The sequence below is a fragment of the Cellulomonas sp. genome (assembly GCF_965229465.1).
Lineage (GTDB): Bacteria > Actinomycetota > Actinomycetes > Actinomycetales > Cellulomonadaceae > Cellulomonas.
Genome location: NZ_OZ245882.1, coordinates 2028851 through 2054351 on the forward strand (window position 1 = coordinate 2028851; position 25501 = coordinate 2054351).

The window sequence follows — 25501 nt, forward strand, 5'->3', positions numbered from 1 at the left end:
CCGACATGACGACATCGGGTGATCAGCCGATCGCCGCCGTCGTCGCGCCATGGACCTACGGCTGGTGGGCGCTCGTCGGGGCGCTGATCGGGATCGGGGTGACGGGGCTTCTCACCCTGGGGATCGTGCTCCTCGCGCTCGGGCTGATCCTGCTGGTCATCGGGACCGTCGCGCCGGCACTCCGGAACCGCTCCGCCCTCGGAGTCGTCGGAGGGCTTGCGGTGGCGCCTCTGTACCTGGCCTGGCTCAACCGGGCGGGACCTGGTCGAGCGTGCACCGCGGTCGGGCCGGTGACCTCGTGCACGGAGCAGTCGAGTCCGTGGCCGTACGTGGTAGTCGCCCTGGTGCTCGCGACGGCCTCCGCGATCCTCGTGCGTCGCAGCTCCCGCTGAGGAGCGCGTCGGGGTGCCCGCGAAGTGTTCCCACCGCCCGGCGAGCGGAGCGGATCTCTGGTGGTTGCCCGCCGCCTGGCATCGTGGAGAGCGGTTGTCGGAAGTCACTGCGATGATCGGCAGCGCACGAGTTCCGCACCCCAGACAGCCCGAAGGGTCCCTTCATGACCGAGACCACGGCTGTCCGTCAGCCCCCCGCCGTCCCCCGCGCCGCGTGGAACGCGCTCATCGTCCTCATGGCCGGCATGTTCATGGCCCTGCTGGACACCACGATCGTCAACGTCGCGCTCCCCACCATCCGGCTCAGCCTGGACGCGTCCGAGGCCACGCTCAGCTGGATCATCAGCGGCTACGCACTGGCGTTCGGCATCGCGCTGATCCCGGCGGGGCGGATCGGTGACCGGGTGGGTCACAAGTGGGTGTTCTTCACGGGGCTGCTGCTGTTCACGGTGGCGAGCGCGTTCTGCGGGTTGGCGCAGAGCAGCCTCCAGCTGATCTTCGCGCGGGCGGTGCAGGGGCTCGCCGGGGGCATCTTCGTACCCGGTGTCACGGCGATGATCCAGCTGCTGTTCCCCCCGCAGGTGCGCGGCAAGGCGTTCGCGATCATGGGGTCGGTCATCGGGGTGTCGACGGCCTTGGGGCCGATCCTCGGTGGGTTGATCATCGAGGCGTTCGGCGACGAGAACGGCTGGCGGCTCGTGTTCTGGGTCAACCTGCCGATCGGTGTCATCGCCCTGATCGCCGCCGCGAAGATCCTGCCGGCGGGCGCGGAGGGCAAGCAGAAGGCCGGGTACGACTTCGTCGGTCTGGCGCTGGTCACCGCGGGACTGATCGCCCTGCTGGTGCCGCTGATCGAGGGGCAGGACAAGGGCTGGCCGGCCTGGACGTTCGTGACGCTGGCGGTCGGCGTGCTGCTGATCGTGGCGTTCGCGCTCTGGGAGAAGCACATCGAGGACGACAACCCGATGGTGCCGCCGCACCTGTTCTCGCACCCGGCGTTCACCGGCGGGACGATCCTCGCGCTGGTCTACTTCGCGGCGTTCACGTCGATCTTCTTCACCATCTCGCTGCTCTGGCAGGCCGGGCTCGGGCACACCGCGCTGGAGTCGGGGCTGGTGGCGGTGCCGTTCGCCCTCGGGTCGATCATCGGGGCGTCGCAGAGCAACCGGCTCTCGCAGCGGCTGGGCCGCACCGTGCTCGTCGTCGGCACCGCCATGGTCGCGGTCGGACTGGTCTGGGTGTGGCTGGTGTTCCGCCAGGTGCCCGCCGCCGACCTCACGCACTGGCAGCTCCTGGTGCCCCTGCTCATCGGGGGCATCGGCAGCGGGCTGTTCATCGCGCCGAACGCGCAGTTCATCGTCGCCACCGTCGACCGCTCGGAGGCCGGTGCGGCCAGCGGGGTGATCGGGGTGATGCAGCGCGTCGGGTCGGCCATCGGCATCGCCGTCATCGGCAGCGTCCTGTTCGGCACGCTCGTCATCACCAGCAACGACCCCGCGCAGATCGCGCAGGCGTTCACCGACAGCGCCGCGCACGCCATGGCGGTGAGTGCCGCGCTGGCCGTCGTGGCCTTCGCGCTGGTGTTCGTGCTTCCCCGCAAGGTCGACGCGCACGGCGGGCCGCCGCCCGCGGAGTGAGTCGTCGCCGAACCGTCGACGGGACGCCACCTGGCGGCCACGTCGCCGGGGTGCACTGGGTGCCATGGCCATCGCGCTGGACGTGCCCCGCCTCTACTCCGCGACCGACGACCACCTGCCGGAAGCCGGCAGCACCGTGTGGGCGGTGGCGCACCCGATCGGGGTGGCGCCGGACGGCCCGGACAACCGCTGGGTGCTGGTGATGGGCGAGGTGATGGGGGTGCGGCTGGACACGCCCGGCTGGCCGAACGGGCAGGTCTGGTCGACGCCGGAGCTGTGCCGGGAGCACGCCTGGGCGCGGCACGTCGTCGGCCGGCGACACCACACGGGGTTCGAGGTGCTGCGCCTCGAGGTGGTTACGCCGACCCTGTTCCGGCTCGCGACCGACTGATCCGCAGGTAGCGTGACCCTCGCCCGCAACGACGAGGGAGCACCACGATGAAGGACTTCGACCAGGCTCTGCGCACCGCGGCGCCCGGCACGATCGACGGCGCCAAGCTGCTGACTCGGTTCGCCTACGAGAAGCTGGCCGTGCCGAGCGGGGGACCGGTCGGGGAGCACCTCGAAGGGTTCATCCCGGCGATCGTGCACCGCGACGGAGCGCACCACCTGGTGGCGTTCTCGTCCGAGCAGCGGTTCCGCGACGAGGGCCGTCTCGGCGGTGACGCGGTGGCGATGCCGGTCCGCGAGGTGCTGCTGCGCATGCCCGCGGACGTCGGCATCGTGATCAACCCGGGCAGCTCGCAGGGGTTCGAGCTGGGACCGGACGTCGTCGCACAGCTGCGCGAGGAGCTGGCGCGGCCGCACGACGAGTGATCAGGCGGGGACAGGTACCTTCACGCTGGTGAGGAACGCGGCCGCCTGCGTGAGGTCGTCGAACTCGTCCTCGACCAGGTCCACCAGCAGGTCGTTGCTCCACAGGATCAGCCGACCGAGCGTGAACTGCTCCTTGGCCACCTCGGGGAGCGTCAGGCCGTAGACGCGCTGCGCGATCTCCCGCTTGCCGCCGCGCGCGCCGCCGTACGTGGAGATCGGCAGGTAGGCGTCGGGCGACATGGCGACGAGCAGCCGGGTCAGTGCCGGCTCCTTGAAGCCGGTCATCCCGAGCCCGCCCTGGCCCAGGATCAGCCGCGTGAGCCGGTCGGGGAGCGGCACGGTCGCGGGCCCGTAGAGCAGGTACCGGATGGTGTTGCGCGTGCGGGCGGACGCCTCACGCTCGCCCATCGTCTTCCACGCCCGGTTGAACGACGCGGTCGTCGCATTCGTGGCGCCGGGGGTCTCGTTCACGAACGACAGGAGGTCGCGGGGCTCGGCGTCGGCCACCTCGTCGCGGCTGAACACCTGCTGGTAGTGCGACCAGTCGAACCCGGGCTCGGTGGGTGCGGCCGCCTTGGCGAGCGCCGCCACCTGCTCCAGCCGGGCCGGGTCCACCGCCGTGCGGTCCGGGAAACGCGCCTGAAGGTCCGCCGACGAGGCCGGCAAGGCGGCCTGCGCCTTCGACTCCCCACGGGTCCACTGGTGCGCGCACGCGGTGCATCGGATGATGCGGCGATCGTCCGCCAACCGTTCGACGAGCTCGAGCTCTCCGGACGTACAGACCGGGCATGTCAGCATGGTGCTCCTTCATCTCTATAGAGAGTGTGACGCACCCGGAGACGGTCCGGCGCCGATCGGCAGGTGCAACCACCACGTGATGCCCGTCCCGATGCGTTCCAGACCGCACTTCTCGTAGAGCCGGACCCCTGTCGGCGTGGAGTTGAGCACCACCGTCTGAGCCCCGACAACGGCCGCCGCGGAGCACACCGCCTGCATCAGCCCGGTGCCCAGGCCGCGCCGCTGGAACGGCTGCCAGACGTCGACGTCGAACACCCCCGCGAGGTCACCGACCTGGTGCGACCATGCCCGACCCGCGAACCGGCCCTCGTCGTACGCAGCGGCGTACCAGGCCCGCGCGGGCCGCAGGCGCGCCATCGCCAGGTCGGCCGCGTAGCCGGCGTGGATGCCGCGGTAGTCGGTGGTGCTCTCCTGGAGCTCCACCCGGGCGTCCGCCGGGATCCCGCCCAGGTCGATGGGTCCGGCCATCCACCACGGCTCCCAGCCGCGCTCGAACCCGGCGGCGGCCAGCGGGCGAGGATCGACGTCCGGGCTCAGCCACGCCCCGACGGTCCGAGCACCCTGCGCCCGGGCACGTTCGACGCCGCGGGCCAGTGCCGCCGGGTCGATGACCTGCGGGAACATCAGGTCGCCGTTCGCCCAGACCAGCCCGTCGTCCTCCCACGCGTCGCCGCCGAGCACCCGGGAGCGCAGCTGGAACCAGCTGCGCTGCACGCGCTCGCAGTCGGCGACGGTCGCCGTCACACAGGGCCCCGTCGGATCCGCTCGAGCAGGCCGTCCGGGGTGACGGTGTCGAAGTCCCAGTTGGAGTCGATCCACCAGGTGACCCCGGCGTCCTCCAGCGCGGCGATCTTGTCCGCGGCCTCGGTGGGGTCGGTCGGCAGCACGCCCTCGACCACCAGCTCGAACGGCTCGCCGTCGCGCTGCTCGGTCACCCACGCCGAGATCTCACGGAGCTGGTCGGGGCCCAGCGGGTCGAAGGAGTTCTCCCGCCGGACCGGCAGCACGCCGTCCCGACCGGCCGCGCGGCGCATCGACCTCGGGGCGAACCACGCGCCGATCACCCAGACCGGGATGGTCCCGCGCACCGGCCGCGGCCGGAACTGGAAGTCGGTGAGCTGGAAGTAGGCGCCCTCGTGGCTGAACTTCTCACCGGTCCACGCCTTGTCCAGGATCGCCAGGGACTCGTCGAGCAGGGCCGCCCGCTCCTTGACGTCCACGTGCTCGCCGGACACCCGGCTGTACGCGGCGTCGTCGATGGCGCCCAGGCCGACCGGGAGGACGAGGCGGCCGCCGGAGAGGTGGTCGACGGTGAGCGCCTGCCGGGCCACCTCCCACGGCTTGCGGCGCGGCAGCGAGAAGACCATGGCGCCGAGCGTGAGCCGGCTGGTCCGTACGGCCGCGGCACCGAGCAGGGTCCACGGGTCGAACGTGTCCATGGGGCCGATGGCGATGCCGTCCCACGCGAAGAAGCCGTCCCAGCCGGCGTCCTCGGCGGCGACCGCCATCTCGATGTTCTGGGCAGCAGTTCCGCACGTGGCGGTGACACCGAACTTCATGGCACCCGACGCTACGCCCGACCTCCGACAGGGGTCCGGCCGAGCGTCTCGGCGATGGCGTCGTCCCACGGCGTCGCGACGAAGCCCAGCATCCGTGAGGACGCCGTGGTGTCCATGACGTAGGGCTGCGTGAAGTGGTCGGAGACCGCTGCGACCTCACGCAGCAGCGGCGACACCAGCCCGAGCGCGCGCACGACGGCCGCCGGGACCGGGCGGATCCGCGGCGCCGGACCGCCGACGGCGAACCGTTCCCCCAGCTCGCGCGGCGTGAGCGGCTCCGCGGTGGGGACGTGCCAGGCGCGCCCCCACGCGTCGGGGGTGCTGCCGGCGGCGACGAGCGCGCGGGCGAAGTCGGGCAGGTAGGTCCAGCTGTGCGGCTGGTCGACGGCCACGACGGGCCGCACCACCTTGCCGGCCAGGAGCGGGTCGAGGAACCGGGGCCCGAAGACCGCCTGGGAGTCCGCGAGCGGTCCGACGTAGTCCGCGGCGCGCACCTCGGTGACCCGCACGTCGCCGGCGCGGTGCCGCGCCTCGGCGTCGCGCCACATCTGCGCCCGCACGGCGCCCTTGCTGTCGGTGCTGTCGAGCGGCGAGTCCTCGGTCATCACGGCGCCGTGCGTGGCGTAGCCGTAGAGGTTGCCGGCGGTCACGAGCACCGCCCCGGTGCGCGACGCCGCGTCGAGCATCGAGGTCCAGAGCGGGGGCCAGTCCGTGGCCCAGCGGTGGTAGGCCGGCGACGCGCAGTTGTAGAGGACGTCGGCCCCCTGCGCCGCCGCAGCGAGGGCCTCGGTGTCGGTGGCGTCGACGGTCGCGTGCGCGATGCGGCCGACGGAGGTGCCGCCGGACCGGCTGAGCACGAGGACGTCGGCTCCCTGGGCGGCGAGCAGGTGGGCCAGCGTGGTGCCCACGGCACCCTTGCCGACGATGACGTGGCGGCTCATGACGGAATCTCCTCGGTCGAGATGAGAGCAGTGCTCTGCGTTGTGAGCAATGCTCGCACATCTCGACGACGAGAACAAGAGCAGTGCTCGCAGTTCTGGCACACTGACGTCATGACCGAGCCGACGACCGCCCCCTTGCGCGCACGCGACCGTGCGCGGGCCGAGCTCATGTCCGAGCTGCTCGCCGCCGCTCGCGCCCGCCTGGAGAGCGAGGGGTCCGCGGCGCTCAGCCTGCGGGCGGTCGCGCGGGACCTCGGCATGGCGTCGTCGGCGGTCTACCGGTACGTGCCGTCCCGCGACGCCCTGCTGACGCTGCTGATCATCGAGGCGTACGACGCCGTCGGGCAGGTCGCCGAGGACGCTGCCGCCGACGCCCGGCACAGCGGCCCTGCGCAGACCTGGTTGGCAGTCGCCCGCGCCGTGCGCCGGTGGGCGCTCGACCAGCCGTACTCGTTCGAGCTCATCTACGGCACGCCGGTCCGCGGCTACCGGGCTCCCGACGACACCGTGCGGTCTGCGGTCCGGGTGTGGGCGGTACTCGTCGGGCTGCTGCTGGAGGCGTACGGGGCCGGCGTGCTCGACCCCGCAGGCCCGGCGTTCGACCCCGCCGGTCGCATGACACCCGAGGTCTACGCCTTCGCCGGCTTCCCCGATCCGGCCACCGTGCCCGTCGAGGTGGCCCGGGTGGCCACGCGGTCGGCGACCCTCTTCACGTCGCTCGTCGGCGCGATCTCCGTCGAGCTGTTCGGCCACCTGCACCGGGTCGCGGCCGACCCCGCCCTGGTCTTCGACGTCACGATCGCCACGTCCGCCGCGGGCGTCGGCCTGCGGATCTCCCTCGACTGACCAGACGTCTGCGCAGATCACCGCACCCGGTGCTCAACCGGTGCGTTCCCCGTGTCGATGGGTGAGCAGCGTCGTCGTCGCCCTGACAGGAGAACCGTGAGCACCCAGGACCCGTTCCAGCCCCCGAGCACCGGGTGGAACCCGCCCGCACCGACCTACGGTCAGCCCGTCCCCGACCCGTACGCGGCACCGTCGCCCTACGGCCCGCCCGCCCAGCCGTACGGCGCACCGGCCTACGGCACGCCTCCGCCGGCGTACGGCGCACCCACGTACGGCGCTCCCGCGTACGGCGCTCCCGCGTACGGCGCTCCCGTGCCGGCCTACGGCGCAGCCCCGGCGTACGGGTACGGCTATCCGGCGGCCGGCTTCGGCCTTGGCTTCGCGCCCAGCTATGCATCCTGGCTCCAGCGGGTCGGCGCCTACCTGCTCGACTCGCTCGCCTGGGTGCCGTACCTGCTGGGTCTGATGGTGATGACGGTGACCTCCGAGTCGGGCTACGACGCGTACGGAGCGTCCGCGGACCAGCCCACGGCGGCCGGTCTGGTCACGTTCGCCGTCGGCGCGGCCGTGACGCTCGGCCTGTGGGTGTGGAACCGGTGGGTCCGTGGCGGTCGGACGGGACAGTCGTGGGGCAAGAAGGCTCTGGGGATCACGTTGCAGAAGGATGAGACCGGCGAGCCGCTGGGCGTCTGGATGGCGTTCGTGCGCGACGTCGCCCACTACGTCGACGGCCTGGTGCTCTACCTCGGGTACCTGTGGCCGCTGTGGGACACGCGGCGGCAGACGTTCTCGGACAAGCTGACGAAGTCGGTCGTCGTCCGCTGACCTACCTCGCCCGGGTGTACTCGGCGCGGACGAGGGTCTCGGCGGCCTTGCCGAACATGCAGTAGTCGCCGTCCGTGGCGGCGTCGGCCTCGTCGTACAGCCGTGCCGGCCAGTCCCAGAGCATGAAGCCGCGCACCCAGTCGCGGCGCGCGGACGCCGAGAAGGCCGCCTGGTACCAGTCGACCTGCGCCTGCTCGGACGGGGCTCCGCGCAGGGCCCAGTCGTTGGGCAGCGCGGGGGAGCCGACCCGGCTGGGGCAGCCGGCCTCCATGAAGAAGAACGGCTTGCCGTGCGCGGCGACCACCTTCTCGATGCGGTCCAGCTGGTTCTCCCAGTCGTCCACCGGGTAGTAGCCCGACGAGGAGATCACGTCGACCGCGTCCCACCAGCCGACGTGGTCCTCCTGGTACTTGTCGCAGTTGTAGGTGACCAGGCCCGGGTAGACCGCGCGGACCTCGGAGACCAGGGCGCGCCACTGCGCCTCGCGGCGGTCCGACTGCACCATCTCGCAGCCGACGCAGAACATCTCGGCGCCCTCCTCGGCCGCGATCCGCGCGTGGTGGACGATGAACTCGGTGTAGCCGGCGAACCACTGCGACCACGTCGGCTCCGGCGGCACGTCGATGTCGAAGAAGTTGATGTGCGCGCGCCACGTGCCGTTCCGGACGTTCACCACGGGCTTCAGGCAGACCTTCATCCCTCGCTCCTTGGCGGCCCGGATGGCCCACCGGACCTCGTCGTCGGTGACGGTCGGTCGGTCCCGGAAATGGATCTGCGTCGACTGCGGCGTGTCCTGGAGGGCGCTGAGCGTGATGGCCGTCCACGTCACGCCGAGGCGCTCGACCATCAGGTCCATGGACCGCTCGGCGTCCGGGCCGCCCCACGTGCCCCGCACCCCCGTCCAGCCCCAGGTCATGCCCGCCACGTAGCCGAGGTCATCTCCAGTGATCACGGCGGCAGCCTAGCCACTTTCTTCGACGAGTGAACAAAGAGTCCCATCAAGTTCGCGGCCTGATCTGCCGAAGGTGTGACGTGACCGGAGGAAGCGGACATCCAGCGGGTTGGTACGACGACGGCGTGACGCCGGGCGTGCAGCGGTGGTTCGACGGCGTCGGCTGGAGCGAGACCACGCGTCCGCTCGCGCCCCCGCCCGTCGTGGCGATGCCGGCCGCGGTCAACCCGTACGGGCAGGATGCGGCCTACGGCCAGCCCGTCGGCTTCGGGAGCATGGCCCCGGCAATGTCGACGTTCGGTGCGGGCTTCACCTCCGCGCGTCAGGCGGCAGCGCCCTACGGGACGGGCTTCGCCGCTCCGCTCCAGCCGGGCGCGTCCTACGGGACGGTCCTCCCGGTCGGTCGCCTGGTCGACGAGGCGGCCGTCCGCTCGGCCCGTCGCACGATGACCTGGGCGCTGCTGGGCGGGATGTTCGCCCTGGTGGTCGGAGGGGTGATCGCGATCGTCCGGGCACGCGCCCTCGAGCTCGGGGTCTCGGGCAGCGGCGGCCACTACATCGCGACCGGCGGGCTGATCAGCGGCACGGTCGCGTTCGTGCGCGCCGGGAAGTCCTACCGCTCCATGGTCGACCAGGGCGGCACCCCGTGGAGCACCGCGGCCAAGGCGTTCGTGATCGGTGCCGCCGGGCTGGCCGCGCTGCTGGGCGTCGTCGGCGTCGTGCAGGTCGCGCGCGCGTCGTCGCTGCCCCCGCTCGGTCCCGCGATCGCCGGGTCGTGCTGGACCGGCGGGACCACGGGCGACGTCCTCCAGGTGCTCCAGGTGCGGTGCACGACCGCGCACGAGTACATCGGCACTCTCGTGACGCTGGACAGCGCGGGGTCGGACTGCCCTGCGCAGACCGACTCGGTCCTGAACCTGGCCGACGGCACCGGGTTCTACCTCTGCCTCGCCCTCGACTCGTCGCTGGGCTGATCGCCGGAGAGCAGGGCCCGGGCGCGCAGGAGCACCGCGTCGAGCATGTCCGGGGTCAGCCGACCGGTGAAGGTGTTCTGCTGGCTGACGTGGAAGCAGCCGAGGAGCACCACCGTGGCGCCTCCCGGGCCGCTGAGCGCGACCTCGACGCCGTGGCCGAACCGCGGCCTCGGTCGGGGGACCACCCAGCCCTGCTCGGCGAGCGTGCTGAGCAGCGCCTGCCAGCCGAACGCGCCGAGCACCACGATCACCCGCGGCCGCACCAGCTCCAGCTCGCGCGCGAGGTACGGGCCGCACGTCCGGCGCTCCTGCGGGGTCGGGTCGTTGGCGGGCGGGGCGCACCGGACCGGGGCGGTCACGCGGACGTCCGTGAGCGTCAGGCCGTCGTCGCGCGCGGTCGAGGTGGCCTGGTTGGCGAACCCCGTGCGGTGCATCGCGGCGAACAGGAAGTCTCCCGACCGGTCGCCGGTGAACATGCGGCCGGTCCTGTTGGCGCCGTGCGCCGCGGGAGCCAGGCCGACGACGAGCACCCCGGCGGACGGGTCGCCGAACCCCGGGACCGGCCGCGCCCAGTACTCCTCGTCGCGGAAGGCCGCCCGCTTCTCGACGCCGACCAGCTCCCGCCACGCGACCAGCCGCGGGCACGCCCGGCACGTGGGGACCACCGCGTCGAGCGCCGCCAGGTCAGGGGCGGCCGCCGCGGCGCGCGCGACGTCGTCCGGGGTCGTCGGCACGCCGGTCACCCGAGCAGCCGGTCCAGCAGCACCAGCGCGGCGTCGGCGGTGGCCACCCGGTGGGGCTCGTCGGCGGGGGTGCGGCCGTCGGCCGTCGTCATCCGCCAGCCGCCGATCGCGATCACCGGCACCCCGGTACGCACCGCCAGCGCGACCTCGCTGAGCGTGCCCCAGGACCCGCCGACGCTCACGACGACGTCGCTCGACCGGACCAGCAGCGCGTTGCGCAGCTCGCCGAGCCCGGTGGGGATCGCGACGGTGAGGTCGGGGTTGGCGTCGGCTCGGTCGGACCCGGGGAGCAGGCCGACGACGGTTCCGCCCGCAGCCGCGGCCCCGCGCGAGACCGCGGCCATCACCCCGCCGAGCCCGCCGCACACGACGACCTGCCCGCGCTGAGCGAGCCCGCGCCCGAGCTCCTCGGCGGCATCGAGCTCGTCAAGGGACGCGTCGGACGGTCCCACCACCCCCACGTACACGCGCACCTCCACGAGAACGGCAGTTCACCGCGAGAACGTCAGTTCCAACTGCCGCTCTCGCGGTGAACTGCCGTTCTCGGCGCCCAGCTCAGAGCGTCAGAACCGGTCCGGGTCGCCTGCGCCCACCCGGACGACCTCGGGCGCGCCCTCCGTCCAGTCGACCACCGTCGTCGGCTCGGTGCCGCAGTCGCCGGCGTCGACCACCGCGTCCAGCACCAGGTCCAGCTCCTCCTTGATCTGCCAGCCCTCGACCATCGGCCACTCGTGGCCGGGCATCAGCAGGGTGCTGGACAGCAAGGGCTCGCCGAGCTCGCGCAGGATCGCCTGGGCCACCGGGTGGTTGGGGATGCGCACGCCGACGGACCGCTTCTTCGCGTGCGCCAGCCGCCGGGGCACCTCGGGGGTGGCCAGCAGGATGAACGTGTACGGGCCGGGGGTCGCCGCCTTGATCGCGCGGAACGCGCTGTTGTCCAGGTGCACCAGCTGGCCCAGCTGTGCGAAGTCGGCGCAGACCAGCGTGAAGTGGTGCCGGTCGTCGAGCTGGCGGATCTTGCGGATGCGGTCCGCGCCGTCGTGGTTGTCGATCCGGGAACCCAGCGCGTAGCAGGAGTCGGTGGGGTAGGCGATCACCGCGTCGTGGCGCAGCAGGTCCACCACCTGCGCGATCGACCGCGGCTGGGGGTTCTCGGGGTGGACGTCGAAGTACCGGGCCATGGGGTCGAGGCTACGGCTTGTGCGGGGCGACGCCGCGGACCTGGTCGGCGGCGAACCTCACGTGCGACGCCGCCAGCTTGGCGCGCGCCGCCTCGCCGAGGTCGACGCCGAGCACGTCCGCCAGACACACCAGGTAGACGAGGACGTCGGCCATCTCCTCGGCGGCGCGGGCCTGGCGCGCCGGGTCCGAGAACTGCGCGACGGCCTGGTCGGCGGGCACCCACTGGAACAGCTCCGCCAGCTCCCCGACCTCCCCGACGAGCGCGAGGATCACCGACTTCGGGTCGTGGAACTGCTGCCAGTCGCGCTCGGTGCTGAACTCGCGGACCAAGCGTGTCAGCTCGCCCAGCTCCCGCTCAGCCGTCACGCGGGGACCAGGTGGTCGGGGCACACCTCGAACGTGCCGGGTGCGATGGTCAGCTCCGCGCGACCGCCCGTGAGCGAGCGCAGGTCCAGCACGTACCGGCCCAGCTCGGCCTCCGGCACGGACGCGTCGATCTGCACCAGGCCGTCGTCGAGGGACGTGGTCGCGTTGATGTGCCCCCGGCGCGCGGACAGGTCGCTCATCACGTCGCCCTGCGCGGAGATCGGCACCGTCACCGACACGTGGCTGATGGGCTCCAGCACGGTGGTCCCGGCGGAGTGCAGAGCCTCGCGCACCCCGTTCCCCGCGGCGGTCCGGAACGCCATGTCCGAGGAGTCCACCGAGTGCGACTTGCCGTCGTAGACCTCGACGCGCAGGTCCACCACGGGGTACCCGTGCGGGCCGCCCGAGGCCATGGCCTCGACGACGCCCTTGTGCACCGCCTGCACGTAGGTGCGGGGGATCGCGCCGCCGACGATGGCGTCGACGAACTCGAACCCGGAGCCGTGCGGCAGCGGCGACACCCGCAGCTGCACCACCGCGAACTGCCCGTGCCCGCCGGACTGCTTCTTCACCTTGCCCTCGGCCTCGACCGGCCGACGGATCGTCTCCCGGTACCCGACCGGCACCGGCGACGTGCTCACGTGCACCCCGAACACGCGGGCCAGCCGTTCGAGGGCGACCGCGAGGTGCGTGTCACCGAGCCCCCGCAGCACGGTGCTCTCCCCGGAACGGTCGATGCTCAGGGTCGGGTCCTCGGCGGTCAGGCGGGCCAGCGCGGCCGAGAGCCGGTCGTCGTCGGACTGCGTCACCGGCTCGAGCGCCAGCGCGTACACGGTGTCCCGGACGCGCGGGGGCCGGGCGGTCATCGACGCGCCCGGCCCGGTCCGTTCCGCCAGCAGGCTCCCCGACGGGGTCCCGGTGAGCTTGGCGACGGCGCCGATCTGCCCCGCCGGGACGGCGTCGACCGGCAGGTGCTCCTTGCCGCGCAGCCGGAACAGCCCGGGGATGCGCTCCTCCGTCCGGGTGGTGGTGTTGAGCAGACGGTCGCCGTTGCGCACGGTGCCGGACAGCACCTTGAACATGGTCACCTGGCCGACGAACGGGTCCGCGAGCGTGCGGAACGCGTACAGCAGCGTGGGCCCGGCGGGGTCGGCGGCGACCTCGACGGCGGTCTTGCCCGCCTGCACGCGGGCGGTCCGATCGGTCGGCGACGGCCCGAGCTCGCACAGCAGGTCCGCCAGCCGGTCCACGCCCACGCCGGTCACGCCGGACGCCAGCAGCACGGGGAACGCCTCGCCCGCCCGGACCTCCTGCGCGAGCGTGCTCTCCAGCTCGGCCGGGGTCGGCACCTCGCCGGACAAGTAGCGCTCCAGCTGGTCGTCGTCGTGCGCGACGATCTCCTCGGTCACCTCGTCGTGCAGGCGGTGCTCCTCGTCGGCGATCCCGGCCGGCAGGGCCTCGGTGCGGTGGTGACCCTCCCGGTCGTAGGCCAGACCCTGCTCGCTGAGCACGTCGGCGACGCCCGTGAACGAGGTCTCCTCACCGAGGGGCAGCTCGAGCGGGACGAGCCCGTCGCCGAACGCCGCGCGCAGGTCCGCCAGCACGTGCCGGAAGTCGGCCCGCGCCTTGTCCTCCTTGGTCACGACGACCATCCGCGGCACGCCGGCCTCGGCCGCCAGCCGCCACGCCGCGTGGGTGCCCGCCTGCACCCCGTCGACCGCGCTGACCACGATCAGCGCGAGGTCGGCGGCGGCCAGCGCGGCGTCGACCGCACCCGCGAAGTCCGCCGAGCCGGGCGCGTCCAGCAGGGTCACGTCGTACGCGTTGCCGTCCGTCGCGGTCCACGGAAAGGGGGCGACCCCGAGGCCCAGGGAGATGCCGCGCGCGATCTCCTCCGGCTCGTGGTCGGTCACCGTCGAGCCGTCCTCGACGCGCCCTGCTCGGGTGAGCACCCCTGCCCGGTGCAGCAGCGACTCCGTGAGAGTCGTCTTGCCGGACCCGGCGGCGCCCACGAGCGCCACCGTCCGGATCCTCGGCGACATTGCCTGGTCCATGGCTCACTCCTGGTTCGAGGTTGCTCCTGAGCCACCCTAGGACGGGACGAGCCCGGGACGCGAGGTGCGTCCCGGGCTCGTCCTCCGTTCGGTCGGTCAGACGGCCCCGAGGATGTCGACGACGAAGATCAGCGTCGAGTTCGGGGGGATCGTCTCCCCGCTGCCCTCGGCGCCGTAGCCCAGCTCCGGCGGGATGACCAGCAGCACCTGGCTGCCGACGGTCTGCCCGGCCAGGCCCTGCGTCCAGCCCGCGATGACGCCCGTCAGCGCGAACGACGCGGGCTGGCCCGAGTCCCAGGAGGAGTCGAACTGGGTGCCGTCCCAGAGCCAGCCCGTGTAGTGCACGGTCAGGGTCTGGTCCTCGGTCACCACGTCGCCGGCGCCCTTGATCAGCGGCTGCACGACGAGCGTCGTGGGGGGCGGGTCGGCGATCGGCGTGATCGCCGGCTTGCCGTCGGCGTCGAGCGTCACGGTGGGCAGACCGGCGGGCGGCGTCACGGCCTCACCCTCGGCGCGCTCCAGCGGGGGCACGGTGTCCTGCGCGTCGACGACCTCGCCGACCACGACGTTCGTCGTGCCGTCCTGGGCCAGGGCCGCGAAGACGATGCGGACGCCGACCTTCTCGCCGACGAGGGCGTCGTGGAGCTCGGGGGGCATCTGGTCGTCGGCGGCGATCTTCTCCGGCTCGCCGGCGTACGAGTCACCGAGGTCGCTGCCGTCGGCGCCGGCGACGGCGGCCGTGTGGATCGACAGCGTCTGGCCGTCGAGGATCTCGGCGCCGGTGCCCTCGTCGACCACGCGCGCCACCAGGGCGGTGACCTCGAACGGCGTGCTCGGGAGCGTGATGGTCGGCTTGCTGCCGGGCTCGCCCTCGACCTTGACCTTGGCCAGCGCGGCGACGTCGGCGGGGTCGGCGGCGGACGTCGACGTCGCCGTGGGCGACGGGTCGTCGGCCGAGTCGCCGGAGCAGGCGGCCAGCGAGAGGCCGAGGGTCAGGGCGAGAGCTGCGGCGGCAAGGCCGCGGCGGGCGGTGGTCGTGCGGCGCACGAGGGTCCTCCGTCGGTTCGGGTCCCGCCCGGGGAGGCGGCGGACCTCGGCACGGTACGCGAGATTGCTGGGAGCCCGCTGAGCGGCCCGGTGGCTGGGCGGCACGAATCGCTTCAGAGAAGCCGACGATCATCCTCACGGACCACCCGCAGCCAGCGGTAGCCGTAGCCGTCGAGCTCGACCTCGGTGGCCCCGCGGGCGTCGATCGTGCACGAGCCGTCCTGGAGCAGGTCGACCAGCCGGACCGTGTCGTCGTAGTCGGCGAACCGCAGCGGGACCGTCACCGGCTCGGCACCCAGGTTGTGCAGGGCGACCAGCGAGCCGTCGTCCCAGGTGCTGCGGTGCGCGAGCACGGCCGCGTGCGGCTGGTCGAGGATCTCCGCCCGCGTCGTCCAGCCGAGCTCGGGGCACTCGCGGTAGCGCCGGACGAGCAGCTGGACGAAGCTCAGCAGGGAGTCGGGGTCGCGGCGCTGGTCGGCGACGTTGACGTGCTCCGGGGAGAACCCGCCCTCGGTGACCGGACCGGACAGCTTGCGCTTCGGGGCGCGCGAGAAGCCGCCGTTCACGCCCGAGGTCCACTGCATCGGTGTGCGGACCGCCATCCGGCCCTCGGCGGCCAGGTTCTCGCCCATGCCGATCTCCTCGCCGTAGAACAGCACCGGGGTGCCGGGCAGCGAGAACAGCAGGGAGTAGACCATCCGGATGCGGCGCGGGTCGCCGCCGAGCATCGTCGGGAGCCGCCTTCGCAGTCCCCGGTCGTAGAGCTGCATGTCCGGGTCCGGGCCGAAGGCGTCGAACACCTCCTGCTTCTCGTCCGTGGACAGCTTGTCCAGCGTGAGCTCGTCGTGGTTGCGCACGAACGTGGCCCACTGGGCGTCGTGCGGGATCTCCGGCCGGTCGTCCAGAGCCTTCGCGATGGGCCCCGCGTCCCCCCGGGCGAGCGCGAGGTAGAGGTTCTGCATGCCGATGAAGTCGAACTGGAGCGTGAGCTCGTCGCTGTCGGCCGCACCCCCGCCGAAGTACAGCTTCTGCTCGGCGTACGGGAGGTTCACCTCGCCCATGAGGATCGCGTCGCCCACCCGGCGCGTGAGGAACGAGCGCAGCTCCTTGAGGAAGTCGTGCTTGTCCTCCACCGTGTCGCCCGGCGTCTTGGCGGCGTCGGCCAGGAAGAACGGCACGGCGTCCACCCGGAACCCGCTGAGCCCGAGCTCCGCCCAGTAGCCGATGACCTTGGCGATCGCGTCCCTGACCTGCGGGTTCGCCGTGTTGAGGTCCGGCTGCTGGTGGTAGAACGTGTGCCGGTACCACTCGCCGGTGGGCTCGTCCTTGGTCCAGATGCCCGTCTCCTTGTCCGGGAAGACGACCTTGTCCTTGGTGGACGGCGGCTTGTCCGAGCGCCACACGTAGAAGTCGCGGTACGGGCTGTCCTTGCTCTTCCTCGCGCTCTGGAACCACGGGTGCTTCTCCGACGTGTGGTTCACCACGAGGTCGACGATCACCCGGATCCCGCGGTCCTTCGCGGTGCGGATCACCTCGACCAGGTCGCCGGCGTGCCCGAGCCGGGGGTCGACGCCGTAGAAGTCGGCGATGTCGTAACCGTCGTCGTAGTCGGCGGTCGGATAGAAGGGCATCAGCCACAGGCAGGTGACGCCCAGGTCGGCCAGGTGGTCGAGGCGCTGGACCAGGCCGGGCAGGTCGCCGACGCCGTCGTCGTTCCAGTCCATGAACGTCTCGACGTCCAGGCAGTAGATGACGGCGTTCTTCCACCAGAGGTCGCCAGTGTCGTGGATCCTCATGCGGTCACCTGCTTCAGCTGGGGGAGGAGGTGCTCGGCGGCCATGTCGACGAACGCGTCGAGGGTGGCGCTGCGCGGGGTGCTCGTCGGTGCGGCGTCGTCACGCTTGTCGTCGCCGGGCCGGGGATCCGTGGCTGCCTGGTGCAGGTAGACGGCGTCGAAACCGATGGCCACCAGCTCGCTCACGCGGTCGGCGAGGCGCGCCGGATCGTGGTCGACGAGCACGCTGCGGTGCAGGGAGTCGTCGCCGACGTGGACGCCGAGGGAGTCGAACGCCTCCGGGGTGTCCAGGTCCCACGCCACCGGCGGACCGAACACCTGGCCGGCCATCTGCTCCCTGGCGACCTGCAGCGCCAGCTCGGCGGACGGTGCCCAGGAGACGTGCACCTGCAGGGCGACCTGCCCCCGGCCGCCGGCGTCCCGGTACTCCTGCAGCACCTGCTTCAGGATCTCCGGCGACTGGTTCACCGTGACCAGCCCGTCGGCCCAGTCCGCGTGCGCGCGGGCCGTCGCCGGGGTGACCGCCGGGCCGATGAGCAGCGGCTTCTCGTCGGGAAGCGTCCAGAGCTTCGCGCGGTCCACCGTGACCAGCCCGTCGTGCGTCACCTCCTCGCCGTCCAGCAGCGCGCGGATCACCTGCACGCACTCGCGCAGGCGCGCGTCGCGCTCGGCCTTGGCCGGCCAGCGGTCGCCGGTGATGTGCTCGTTGACGTTCTCGCCCGAGCCCAGCGCCACCCAGAACCGGCCGGGGAACATCGCCCCGAGGGTGGCCACCGCCTGCGCGATGATCGCCGGGTGGTACCGCTGGCCCGGCGCGTTCACCACGCCGAAGGGCAGCTGCGTGGTGGCCAGGGCCGCACCGAGCCACGTCCAGGCAAAGCCGGAGTGACCCTGGCGGACCGACCAGGGCGCCCAGTGGTCCGAGCACATGGCGGCGTCGAACCCGGCCTCCTCGGCGCGCCGGGTGGCCGCCAGGAGCGCGGCGGGGTGCACCTGCTCGTGCGAGTTGTGGAATCCGACGATCGTCATGGGGTTCGGTTCTACCGGGTTCGTCCCGGGTGCGCGCGGCGAGCGAGAACAACCTGGGTGACGTTCCGGGCGGTCAGAACGCCACTCAGGTTGTTGTCGTCGCGCAGAGGCCGATGAACGCGCCCAGCTCCGCCAGCTGCTCCGGGCGGGACGGCAGGTAGTCGGTGAGGCGGCGCGAGCGGACGATGATCGCGCACCACTGCCCGCGGGAGACCGCGACGTTGAGCCGGTTGCGGTTGAGCAAGAACTCCATCCCGCGCGGCACGTCGTCGGCCGAGGACGCGCAGGTGGTGACCAGCACGACGGCGGCCTCCTGGCCCTGGAACTTGTCGACCGTGCCCACGCGGACGCCGGTGATCCCGGCGTCCTTCAGTGCGCGCGCGACGGTCCACACCTGGGCGTTGTAGGGCGCGACGACGAGGATGTCCTGCCCGGTCAGGGGCCTGCTGGTCCCGTCGGTCCAGGTGCGACCGAGCAGGTCCCGGACCTGCTGCACGACCGCCGCGGCCTCCTCGGGCGACGACACCGCGTTGCCGACGTGGTCCACGACGACCGTCCGCAGCCCGGGCGCGACGCCCTCGAGCGAGCGCTCGGCGGTGTGCGGGACGGCGGTCAGGCGGTCCTCGTAGGAGAGGCGCGAGACGGCCGCGCAGAGCGCCGGGTGCATCCGCCACGTGCGCGCCAGGAAGTAGCCGAGCGGGTCGGGCAGCGTGTCGTGACCGTCGACCAGCCACCCGAGCGCCGACCGGTCCACCGGCTCCGGGTGCCGGCCCTGGGTCACCTGGGGAAGCTGCTGCGGGTCGCCGAGCAGCAGCAGGTTCCGGGCCGCGGTGGACACCGCGATCGTGTCGGCCAGGGAGAACTGGCCCGCCTCGTCGATCACCAGCAGGTCGAAGCCGCCGTCGGGGACCCGCTCGCGGCTGGTGAAGTCCCACTTGGTGCCGCCGATGACGAACCCGCCCGGCTGCCGGGCGTGGAACGCGGCCGCGTCCTTGCCCTTCGGCAACGACTGCCAGACCGCCCCGTCAGGGTGCTGGTCCTGCGCCTTCTTGCCGATCTGCTCGGACGGGAGCCCGGCGGCGTTGACGGCGTGCAGCATGTTCTCGACGACGGCGTGGGACTGCGCGACGACCCCCACCTTCCAGCCCTGGGCCGCGAGCGCCGCGACGACGTGGCCCCCCGTGTACGTCTTGCCCGTGCCGGGCGGCCCCTGCACGGCCAGGTAGGAGCCGTCGAGGTCGAGGACGGCGTCGATGATCGCCTCGGTGGTCCCGCTGACGTCGTCGGGCCGGGGGAGCGGCAGGGTCCGGGTGCGCGGGGGGACGCGGCGCAGGAGGTCCACCGCGGGCAGGGGCGGGAGGTCCGGGAGCCCGTCGGCCACGCGCCCGACAAGGGCGCGGATGGCCTCGACGATGCTCTTCACGCCCGGGCCCGCGGCGGGGGACAGCGCCATGGGCAGGTCGGGACCCGGGGTCGCGCCGGTGGGCAGCCGGTCGCTGACCAGCAGGACGTCGCGCGTGCCCGAGGCCGAGTCGGTCGCCCCGCGGACCGTCACCTCGAGGATGTCGACCCCCGCGGTCCAGCCGCGGTGACCGGTGCTCGACGTCTGCGCGTACTCCGGTGGGGGGTCGTAGAGCGCGAACGCGGTGCCACCAGCGCGCAGGTCGCTGCCCGGCTCCAGCTGCCCGGTCAGCCGCAGCGTCCGGGCGAACGTGCGCTTGCCGGGTCCGATGCTCCAGCCCTCGACGACCTCTGGCGTCCCGTCGACCAGCAGGGTGCCGCGGGGATCCAGCCACTCGGCGGGGTCCGACTGCAACCGGTCGTAGTGCGCCCACCAGAACGGCTTCGCCTCGCGCGAGTGGTAGCCGACCGCCGCGGCGAGCATCCGGACGGCCTGCTGGTCGGCGGGCTCCAGCACCGCTGACCTCGCCAGGACGTCCGCCACCAGCGGGTCCTCGTCGGCGGGCTCCTTCAGCTCCCCCGTCGTGGATCCCGTCGGGGCCGGTCCGTGCGCCAGCAGCCAGTCGCGCAGCCGCAGCGTGGAGACGCAGTCGTACCGGTTGTACTCGGCGATCTCGTCGAGCTTCGCCTGCCAGGCGGTCGCGTTCCCCGCGTCGCGCAGGTCGCACGCCTCGGCGTACTCGGTGATCGAGGCCTCGGCGTTCTTCACCTCGCTCTCCCGGGTCTCGGTCCCCATGTAGAGGGGTTCGAGCATCTTCAGCGAGTACGAGCTGCTGCCCACCCGCAGACCGCGGCGCACGGTCGCGTACAGGTCGACGAGCACGCCGTCGCGCAGCAGCTGGTCGACGACGTCCTCGCGCACGCCGTGCCGGCCCGCCAGCCGGAGCAGGGCCGTCCGCTCGTACGGGGCGTAGTGGTACACGTGCATCCCGGGGTGCGCGGCGCGGCGCTCGGCGACGTACGCGAGGAAGTCGACGAACGCCTGCTTCTCCTGCGCGCGGTCGTGCGCCCAGAACGGCCGGAACGTCCCGTCGGCCTCGACCACGCCGAACAGGTACTCCAGCCCCCAGTCGGCGGGCGCGTCGGCGGGGACCGTGTCATCGGTCCACAGCGGGTCGCCCTCGAAGTCGAAGAAGATGTCGCCGGGGTCCGGTGCCGGCAGGTCCTGCACCGCGCCCGGGTCGATGACCTCGAAGACGAGCGGCTCGGTCGCCGTCTCCTGCCGCACCTGGAGCGCCGCCTGCCGGCGCAGGTTGGCGAGCGTCGCACCCCCGATCCCCGGGACCGCCTCCGTGCTCGCGGCCAGCTGGTCGACGGTGCCGATCCCGACCGCCGCCAGCCGCGCGCGCTGCGTCGACCGCAGCCCAGCGACCAGGAGGACGTCGCGGTGCGCGGCGATCTGCGCAGCACACACGTCGCACCGGCCGCACGCCCGGTAGCGGGGGTCGTCCCAGGCCACCGGGGTCAGCGCGGACCGGTGCTCGGCGAGCACGTCCTCCAGGCGCGCGCGGCGCTCGCGGTACAGCGGCAGCAGGTCGGCCAGCCGGTGGCTCGACCGCGACCGGTCGCCCAGGATCAGGTGCACCTCGTCGGTGACGGGGATGCCCGCGGCGGTCAGCTGGTCCGCGTAGGCCGCCAGCTGGAGCAGCGCCGTGACCTTCACGCTCCTGGCCAGCTTGGTGTCGAGCACGGCCCAGCCGCCCTCCTCGCGCACCACGAAGTCGGCCCACCCCGTGAACCGGCCGTCGAAGAACCCCGCTTGGTAGATCACGTCGGCGTCCGAACCCAGGGCTGCCAGCGTCGCCGCGTGCACCCGCTCCAGAGCGGTGCGCTCGCCTGCCTCGTCGTACCGGGGGCGGGCGATCGTGACGACCTCGCCCGATGCGCGGAACTCCTGCAGCACCCGGTTCTCGTGCGCGGTGCCCAGCGCGGAGACGCGAGCGAGCATGGCGTCCGCGGCGATCGGGGTCGGCTCCACCAGCCCGAGCCGGCCGTCGAGGTTCCTCAGCACGGCGAACTCGCAGGCTGCGGCGTTGGCCAGGTCGCTCGGGCTGAGCACCAGGCCACCGTCGTCGAGAAGGAACATGGCCCGAGGGTAGAGGGCGCCCCGGACAGGGCGGCCGTGGGTGCGCTACACACGTCCCATGCCCCGCCTCTATCCCGAGGACCCGGTGTTCCGGGACGACGTCGGTGCCGAGCGCACCGTGTGGGAGGCGCTGCGCGACCAGCTGCCCGACGACGTCGCGCTGTTCGCGGGGGTCGGCCTCCAGGACGGGGCGACGGAGCGCGAGATCGACCTGCTCGTCGCGTGGCCGGGGGTCGGGCTGGCGGTCATCGAGGTCAAGGGCGGGCACGTCACGCGCGAGGGCGGGACGTGGTGGCAGGGCTCGGGGGAGCGTCGGCACCCGATCGACCCCGTGCACCAGGTGCAGGACGCACGGCACGTGCTGCACCAGCTGCTGTCGCGGTACGGCCTCGGCGCGGCCCGGGCGCGCGCCGCCCACGTCGTCGCGCTCCCGCACGTCTACGTGGCCCAGGACTGGTCGGCACCGGAGCTGCCCCGGACCATGCTCATGGACCGCAACGACGTGGCGAGCGCGGCGGGTCTGGTGAAGCACGCGATCGACGGGCACGGCGCCGGGCACCTGCCGCTCGACGAGCCGGCCCTGGAGGAGCTGGTCGAGTACCTGGCCGGCAGCTTCCCGTCCCAGGTGGAGGTCCTCGCCCACGCCGCGCAGTTCGAGGACCACCTGGACCACCTCACGCGCGACCAGGCCCGGATGCTCGACCACTTCACCTGGTTCAACCGGCTCCAGGTGGTGGGCGGCGCGGGAACCGGCAAGACCTGGCTCGCGCTGGAACAGGCCCGTCGACGGGCCGCGTCCGGCGAGCGGGTCGCGCTGCTCTGCTACTCACGCGGCCTCGGGCGGTACCTCCAGCGGATCACGCAGACGTGGAAGGCGAAGGAGCGACCGGCGTTCGTCGGGCTGTTCCACGACCTGCCCATCGCCTGGGGCGCGCAGCAGGGGGCCGACGACGACGTGAACTTCTTCGAGCGCATCCTCCCGGCCCGGCTGGGCGAGCTGGCGGACAGTCGGCCGCGGACCGAGCTGTTCGACACCGTCGTCGTCGACGAGGCGCAGGACTTCGGCGAGCAGTGGTGGCCGTCGCTGGTCCGGTGCCTGCGGGACCCCGACAACGGTGGGCTGTTCGTGTTCCTCGACGAGGCCCAGCGCGTGTTCGGCCGGGACGGCGTCGCGCCCATCGCGACCCCGCCCGTCCGGCTCGACGAGAACCTGCGCTCCACCAAGCAGATCGCGCAGCTGTGCGGGTCGCTCCGGGACGACGTGACCCGCCCGCGCGGCATGGACGGCGCGCCGGTGCGACTGCTGGACGTCCCGTACGAGCGGGCGATCGAGGTGGCCGACGACACGGTGGACGCGCTGCTCGAGGAGGGCTGGCTGCCCGGCCAGGTGGCACTGCTCGCCACCGGCTCGCGGCACCCGCTCCAGGTCGAGCTGGTCAGCGGTGCGGGGCACGCCGGCTACTGGGACGGGTTCTTCGCGGGCGAGGACGTGTTCTACGGCCACGTGCTCGGGTTCAAGGGGCTGGAGCGGACGGTCGTGATCCTGGCCGTGAACGGGTTCCGTGAGGCGCAGCGCGCCCGCACCCTGCTGTACACCGGACTCTCGCGCGCGCGGGTGCTGCTGGTGGTGGTCGGACCTCGCGGCGAGATCGAGCGGATCGGCGGCGAGGGTGTGCGCAGGCGCCTGGCGCGGGCCGACGTCCGGCAGCCGCGCTAGGCGCCGACGAACCAGTCGGTGATCTCGGCTGCGTCCCGGTCGAACGTGCGGACCTCCGTGGCGACCTCGACGAGCTCCGCGAGGAACCCGTCGTCCTCGTCGACGGTCCCGCGGGCATGGACGACGACCACCAGGGGCAGCCGGTCCGTCTGCGTCGGACGCAGGACCGGGCCCACGCGCTGGACCAGCTGACGGCGCGACCGGCTGCTCGAGAGGATCACCACCGCGTCGATCGTCGGCAGGTCGAGGCCCTCGTCGAGTGCCTTCGGAGCGGACAGGACGGTGACGCGGCCGCGCCGCAGGTCGCGCTGGGTGTTCCGCCGGGCCTCCGGCTCCTGGCCGTTGTGGAACCACGAGGTCACGACGCCGACGGACCGCAGACGCGTCGCGGCGGTGTCCGCGTCGTCCTTCGCGTGCGTGAACACCAGCCCGCGGGCCGACCGGGCGAGCACCGGACCGAGCAGCGCGACCGCGTCGATCTTCGCCGCGGAGGTCGCCAGCAGGTCGCGCCGGGAGCTCATCGCGCGCAGCCACCCGCTGGCGTCGGCCGCGGCGCGTGCGTTCTCGCGCCAGCCGCCCTGGAGCCGGATCGCGTCGTCGAGGAACGTGGCCGGAGCGCAGCCGTGCGCGGCGAGGCGCTCCTGGAGCTCCGTGATCTGCGCCGACAGCGCGTCGTACTCCGCCTGGCCGGCGGGGCCGAGGTCCACCGGGACGACCGCGAGCCGGAACCGCGCCAGCACGCCCTCCGCGCGGCCGCGGCGCAGGTCGCACCCGTCGAGCACCGTGCCGAAGTACGGCCGCAGGACCTCGTCGACGCCCGCGTCCTGGCGCTCGATCGACGGCGTCAGCCCGAGGCGTGCCCCGAACCCGTCGCGGAGAGTCTCCGCCGGGCGCGCCGAGCCGTAGCGGTGCACCTCGTCCGCCACGAGCAGGCCCGCCCGGTCCTCCAGGAGGTCGTGCCCGAACGCGCTGCTGACCAGCGACACCAGCACGTCGCAGTCGTCGAACGTGTGGGCGGTCGTCAGGTCGCGACGCCCGACCGACAGGCCGGGCAGCTGGACCGTCAACGTGGTCAGCCACTGCTCGAGGAGGTCGGTCGTCGGCACCAGGACGAGCACCTTCTCGCCGCGCGTCAGCGCGTCCCAGGTGGCCAGGACGCCGACGACATCGCGACCCTGCGCGCTCACCGACTCGACGATCCCGCGCCGGCCCGCGGCCAGCCACGCGTCCAGCACGTCCTTCTGCCACCGACGGAGCTGGGGCCCGACGTACCGGACGTCGCCGCCGGGCGGCAGGGGGCTCCGGTCCGCGGTCGCGGGGGCGGCGTGGGTCCGGAAGAGGGCGCTCACCGTCGGTGCACGGGGCGGGGTGACGAGGACTTCGACGGGCGCGGGCGCCTCGATGGGCGCGGTGGTCTCGACGGGTGCGGCGACCTCGACCGACGCGACGACCTCGACCGGTGCGGCGGGTGCGACGGTCTCGACGTGGGGCGGCGCGGGCGGGGCGGGGATCTGCGGGACCGGGCGGGTGGTCGGGACCTTCGGCGCGGTGATCGTGGCGGGGACCTCGACCGCGGTCGGGCGGCTCGGCAGCGGCGGCAGCGGTGACGTCTCGGGTCGGGGCACCGGCACGGCGATGGTCGGCGGGTCGATGGCCGCCAGGCGGGCGATCACGGGGACCCGGACGGGGATCGTCGGTGCGTCGGCCGCGGGAGGGGCCGCGGCGACCGTCTGCGCAGGCTCGGTGTCCTGTCGGAGCCGGACCGACGGTCGGCGCCCGAACGCGGCCGCGGGCAGGATCCCGCTCGGCGTGACGGGCTGCTCGGCGACGCCGGGCGCGGTCCGCGGGCCGAAGGAGGTGGCAGGTGCGAGCACGTGCGGGGCGGGGTGGTGCGGGGTGGGGAGGTGCAGCTGGGTCGCCGGGTGGCCGGCTCCGAGCGCCCGCCAGCGCGGCGGCGTGCTGCCGTCGGACCGGAGCCGCGGGTCGCGCTCCAGCACCTGCTCGACCTCCGCCTCCGTCAGGCCGGTGTGCCCGGCGACCGCGAGGCCCAGCGCCAGCTCCCGCGCGGTCTGCTGCGGGCGAGCGATCAGGGCGGTGTGCAACGCGTCGTTCTGCGTAGACACGGCCTGCCCTCCACGACGTCGACCTGCGAGGCGAGCCCGGATCACGGAGCCCATGCCTAGTAGTCGGCATCCGGGGGGCCGGAGTTCAGTTGCGGACCCTCACTCGTCCGACGGAACCGAGCAGGGCGTGCGCGGGCAGGACCCTGTCGGCGCCGACG

Annotated in this window: 23 protein-coding genes; 8 read left to right on the forward strand and 15 right to left on the reverse strand. The window is 73.1% G+C overall.

All coding sequences use genetic code 11. The annotated features are described in order from the left end of the window. Positions 1 to 5 precede the first annotated feature (5 nt). The 4 genes from ACO06A_RS09805 (at position 6) to ACO06A_RS09820 (ending at position 2845) form a co-directional block, all read left to right on the forward strand. Positions 6 to 392, forward strand: a complete 387-nt coding sequence (locus ACO06A_RS09805; protein WP_421735821.1) for a hypothetical protein — start codon at positions 6 to 8, stop codon at positions 390 to 392. 164 nt (positions 393 to 556) lie between these two features. Next, entirely contained in the window at positions 557 to 2029 is a 1473-nt protein-coding gene (locus ACO06A_RS09810) for a DHA2 family efflux MFS transporter permease subunit (protein WP_421735822.1), read from the forward strand. A 64-nt stretch (positions 2030 to 2093) separates the two neighbouring features. Then, positions 2094 to 2420, forward strand: a complete 327-nt coding sequence (locus ACO06A_RS09815) for a hypothetical protein (RefSeq protein ID WP_421735823.1) — start codon at positions 2094 to 2096, stop codon at positions 2418 to 2420. Positions 2421 to 2467: 47 nt separating this feature from the next. Then, positions 2468 to 2845 (forward strand): SseB family protein, encoded by a 378-nt coding sequence (locus tag ACO06A_RS09820; RefSeq protein ID WP_421735824.1) that lies wholly within the window; start codon positions 2468 to 2470, stop codon positions 2843 to 2845. Here ACO06A_RS09820 and ACO06A_RS09825 read toward each other — a convergent pair whose 3' ends face one another. The 4 genes from ACO06A_RS09825 to ACO06A_RS09840 are packed head-to-tail and all read right to left on the reverse strand — an operon-like array spanning position 2846 to position 6143. Further along, positions 2846 to 3643 (reverse strand): hypothetical protein, encoded by a 798-nt coding sequence (locus ACO06A_RS09825; RefSeq protein ID WP_421735825.1) that lies wholly within the window; start codon positions 3641 to 3643, stop codon positions 2846 to 2848. 15 nt (positions 3644 to 3658) lie between these two features. Beyond that, a complete protein-coding gene (locus ACO06A_RS09830) occupies positions 3659 to 4387 on the reverse strand; it encodes a GNAT family N-acetyltransferase (RefSeq protein WP_421735826.1) in 729 nt (242 codons plus the stop codon). Further along, complete coding sequence (locus tag ACO06A_RS09835) at positions 4384 to 5202, reverse strand: LLM class flavin-dependent oxidoreductase (RefSeq protein ID WP_421735827.1); 819 nt, start codon at positions 5200 to 5202, stop codon at positions 4384 to 4386. Before ACO06A_RS09835 ends, ACO06A_RS09830 begins: the two co-directional genes overlap by 4 nt. Positions 5203 to 5213: 11 nt before the next feature. Continuing rightward, the gene (locus ACO06A_RS09840) at positions 5214 to 6143 is read right to left on the reverse strand and encodes an NAD-dependent epimerase/dehydratase family protein (protein ID WP_421735828.1); all 930 of its coding nucleotides are present in this window, start codon (positions 6141 to 6143) and stop codon (positions 5214 to 5216) included. Positions 6144 to 6254: 111 nt separating this feature from the next. On the opposite strand from ACO06A_RS09840, the gene ACO06A_RS09845 reads away from it, so the two are divergent. Both ACO06A_RS09845 and ACO06A_RS09850 read left to right on the forward strand, forming a co-directional pair. Further along, the gene (locus tag ACO06A_RS09845; RefSeq protein ID WP_421735829.1) at positions 6255 to 6989 is read left to right on the forward strand and encodes a TetR/AcrR family transcriptional regulator; all 735 of its coding nucleotides are present in this window, start codon (positions 6255 to 6257) and stop codon (positions 6987 to 6989) included. Positions 6990 to 7085: 96 nt separating this feature from the next. Further along, on the forward strand, positions 7086 to 7814 hold the full coding sequence (locus ACO06A_RS09850; protein WP_421735830.1) for an RDD family protein: 729 nt from the start codon (positions 7086 to 7088) through the stop codon (positions 7812 to 7814). 1 nt (position 7815) lies between these two features. Here the strand turns inward: ACO06A_RS09850 and ACO06A_RS09855 are convergent, their stop codons facing one another. After that, positions 7816 to 8766: a glycoside hydrolase family 113 gene (locus ACO06A_RS09855; protein ID WP_421735831.1), complete on the reverse strand. Its 951-nt coding sequence runs from the start codon at positions 8764 to 8766 to the stop codon at positions 7816 to 7818. 80 nt (positions 8767 to 8846) lie between these two features. Between ACO06A_RS09855 and ACO06A_RS09860 the strand changes: the two genes are divergently transcribed. Further along, the gene (locus tag ACO06A_RS09860; RefSeq protein ID WP_421735832.1) at positions 8847 to 9740 is read left to right on the forward strand and encodes a DUF2510 domain-containing protein; all 894 of its coding nucleotides are present in this window, start codon (positions 8847 to 8849) and stop codon (positions 9738 to 9740) included. On the opposite strand, the gene ACO06A_RS09865 is transcribed toward ACO06A_RS09860, so the two are convergent. From ACO06A_RS09865 to ACO06A_RS09905, 9 genes are all read right to left on the reverse strand, one after another. Then, the gene (locus ACO06A_RS09865) at positions 9704 to 10474 is read right to left on the reverse strand and encodes a uracil-DNA glycosylase (RefSeq protein WP_421735833.1); all 771 of its coding nucleotides are present in this window, start codon (positions 10472 to 10474) and stop codon (positions 9704 to 9706) included. The two genes, ACO06A_RS09860 and ACO06A_RS09865, sit on opposite strands and share 37 nt — an antisense overlap. Before the next feature lie 5 nt (positions 10475 to 10479). After that, positions 10480 to 10950: a TIGR00725 family protein gene (locus ACO06A_RS09870; RefSeq protein WP_421735834.1), complete on the reverse strand. Its 471-nt coding sequence runs from the start codon at positions 10948 to 10950 to the stop codon at positions 10480 to 10482. A gap of 96 nt (positions 10951 to 11046) precedes the next feature. Next, positions 11047 to 11664, reverse strand: coding sequence for an L-threonylcarbamoyladenylate synthase (locus tag ACO06A_RS09875; protein ID WP_421735835.1), 618 nt, complete (start codon positions 11662 to 11664; stop codon positions 11047 to 11049). 10 nt (positions 11665 to 11674) lie between these two features. Beyond that, the gene (locus tag ACO06A_RS09880) at positions 11675 to 12031 is read right to left on the reverse strand and encodes a nucleotide pyrophosphohydrolase (protein ID WP_421735836.1); all 357 of its coding nucleotides are present in this window, start codon (positions 12029 to 12031) and stop codon (positions 11675 to 11677) included. Further along, on the reverse strand, positions 12028 to 14085 hold the full coding sequence (locus ACO06A_RS09885; RefSeq protein WP_421735837.1) for an elongation factor G: 2058 nt from the start codon (positions 14083 to 14085) through the stop codon (positions 12028 to 12030). The genes ACO06A_RS09880 and ACO06A_RS09885 overlap by 4 nt, the downstream gene beginning before the upstream one ends. Positions 14086 to 14181: 96 nt before the next feature. Then, positions 14182 to 15132: an FKBP-type peptidyl-prolyl cis-trans isomerase gene (locus tag ACO06A_RS09890; RefSeq protein ID WP_421735838.1), complete on the reverse strand. Its 951-nt coding sequence runs from the start codon at positions 15130 to 15132 to the stop codon at positions 14182 to 14184. A 113-nt stretch (positions 15133 to 15245) separates the two neighbouring features. Continuing rightward, positions 15246 to 16928: an alpha-amylase family protein gene (locus ACO06A_RS09895; RefSeq protein ID WP_421735839.1), complete on the reverse strand. Its 1683-nt coding sequence runs from the start codon at positions 16926 to 16928 to the stop codon at positions 15246 to 15248. Next, the gene (locus ACO06A_RS09900) at positions 16925 to 17956 is read right to left on the reverse strand and encodes a TIGR03885 family FMN-dependent LLM class oxidoreductase (protein ID WP_421735840.1); all 1032 of its coding nucleotides are present in this window, start codon (positions 17954 to 17956) and stop codon (positions 16925 to 16927) included. The genes ACO06A_RS09895 and ACO06A_RS09900 overlap by 4 nt, the downstream gene beginning before the upstream one ends. Before the next feature lie 85 nt (positions 17957 to 18041). Next, on the reverse strand, positions 18042 to 21503 hold the full coding sequence (locus ACO06A_RS09905) for a TM0106 family RecB-like putative nuclease (protein ID WP_421735841.1): 3462 nt from the start codon (positions 21501 to 21503) through the stop codon (positions 18042 to 18044). A 58-nt stretch (positions 21504 to 21561) separates the two neighbouring features. Between ACO06A_RS09905 and ACO06A_RS09910 the strand changes: the two genes are divergently transcribed. Next, positions 21562 to 23220: an NERD domain-containing protein gene (locus ACO06A_RS09910; protein ID WP_421735842.1), complete on the forward strand. Its 1659-nt coding sequence runs from the start codon at positions 21562 to 21564 to the stop codon at positions 23218 to 23220. Here the strand turns inward: ACO06A_RS09910 and ACO06A_RS09915 are convergent. Then, positions 23217 to 25343: a DEAD/DEAH box helicase gene (locus ACO06A_RS09915; RefSeq protein ID WP_421735843.1), complete on the reverse strand. Its 2127-nt coding sequence runs from the start codon at positions 25341 to 25343 to the stop codon at positions 23217 to 23219. The genes ACO06A_RS09910 and ACO06A_RS09915 overlap by 4 nt on opposite strands. Between the last annotated feature and the right edge of the window lie 158 nt (positions 25344 to 25501).

Coding starts and splice junctions, on each gene's coding strand:
- ACO06A_RS09805 (WP_421735821.1), top strand. CDS start 6: ATGACGACATCGGGTGATCAGCCGATCGCCGCCGTCGTCGCGCCATGG.
- ACO06A_RS09810 (WP_421735822.1), top strand. CDS start 557: ATGACCGAGACCACGGCTGTCCGTCAGCCCCCCGCCGTCCCCCGCGCC.
- ACO06A_RS09815 (WP_421735823.1), top strand. CDS start 2,094: ATGGCCATCGCGCTGGACGTGCCCCGCCTCTACTCCGCGACCGACGAC.
- ACO06A_RS09820 (WP_421735824.1), top strand. CDS start 2,468: ATGAAGGACTTCGACCAGGCTCTGCGCACCGCGGCGCCCGGCACGATC.
- ACO06A_RS09825 (WP_421735825.1), bottom strand. CDS start 3,643: ATGCTGACATGCCCGGTCTGTACGTCCGGAGAGCTCGAGCTCGTCGAA.
- ACO06A_RS09835 (WP_421735827.1), bottom strand. CDS start 5,202: ATGAAGTTCGGTGTCACCGCCACGTGCGGAACTGCTGCCCAGAACATC.
- ACO06A_RS09840 (WP_421735828.1), bottom strand. CDS start 6,143: ATGAGCCGCCACGTCATCGTCGGCAAGGGTGCCGTGGGCACCACGCTG.
- ACO06A_RS09845 (WP_421735829.1), top strand. CDS start 6,255: ATGACCGAGCCGACGACCGCCCCCTTGCGCGCACGCGACCGTGCGCGG.
- ACO06A_RS09875 (WP_421735835.1), bottom strand. CDS start 11,664: ATGGCCCGGTACTTCGACGTCCACCCCGAGAACCCCCAGCCGCGGTCG.
- ACO06A_RS09885 (WP_421735837.1), bottom strand. CDS start 14,085: ATGGACCAGGCAATGTCGCCGAGGATCCGGACGGTGGCGCTCGTGGGC.
- ACO06A_RS09895 (WP_421735839.1), bottom strand. CDS start 16,928: ATGAGGATCCACGACACTGGCGACCTCTGGTGGAAGAACGCCGTCATC.
- ACO06A_RS09900 (WP_421735840.1), bottom strand. CDS start 17,956: ATGACGATCGTCGGATTCCACAACTCGCACGAGCAGGTGCACCCCGCC.
- ACO06A_RS09905 (WP_421735841.1), bottom strand. CDS start 21,503: ATGTTCCTTCTCGACGACGGTGGCCTGGTGCTCAGCCCGAGCGACCTG.
- ACO06A_RS09910 (WP_421735842.1), top strand. CDS start 21,562: ATGCCCCGCCTCTATCCCGAGGACCCGGTGTTCCGGGACGACGTCGGT.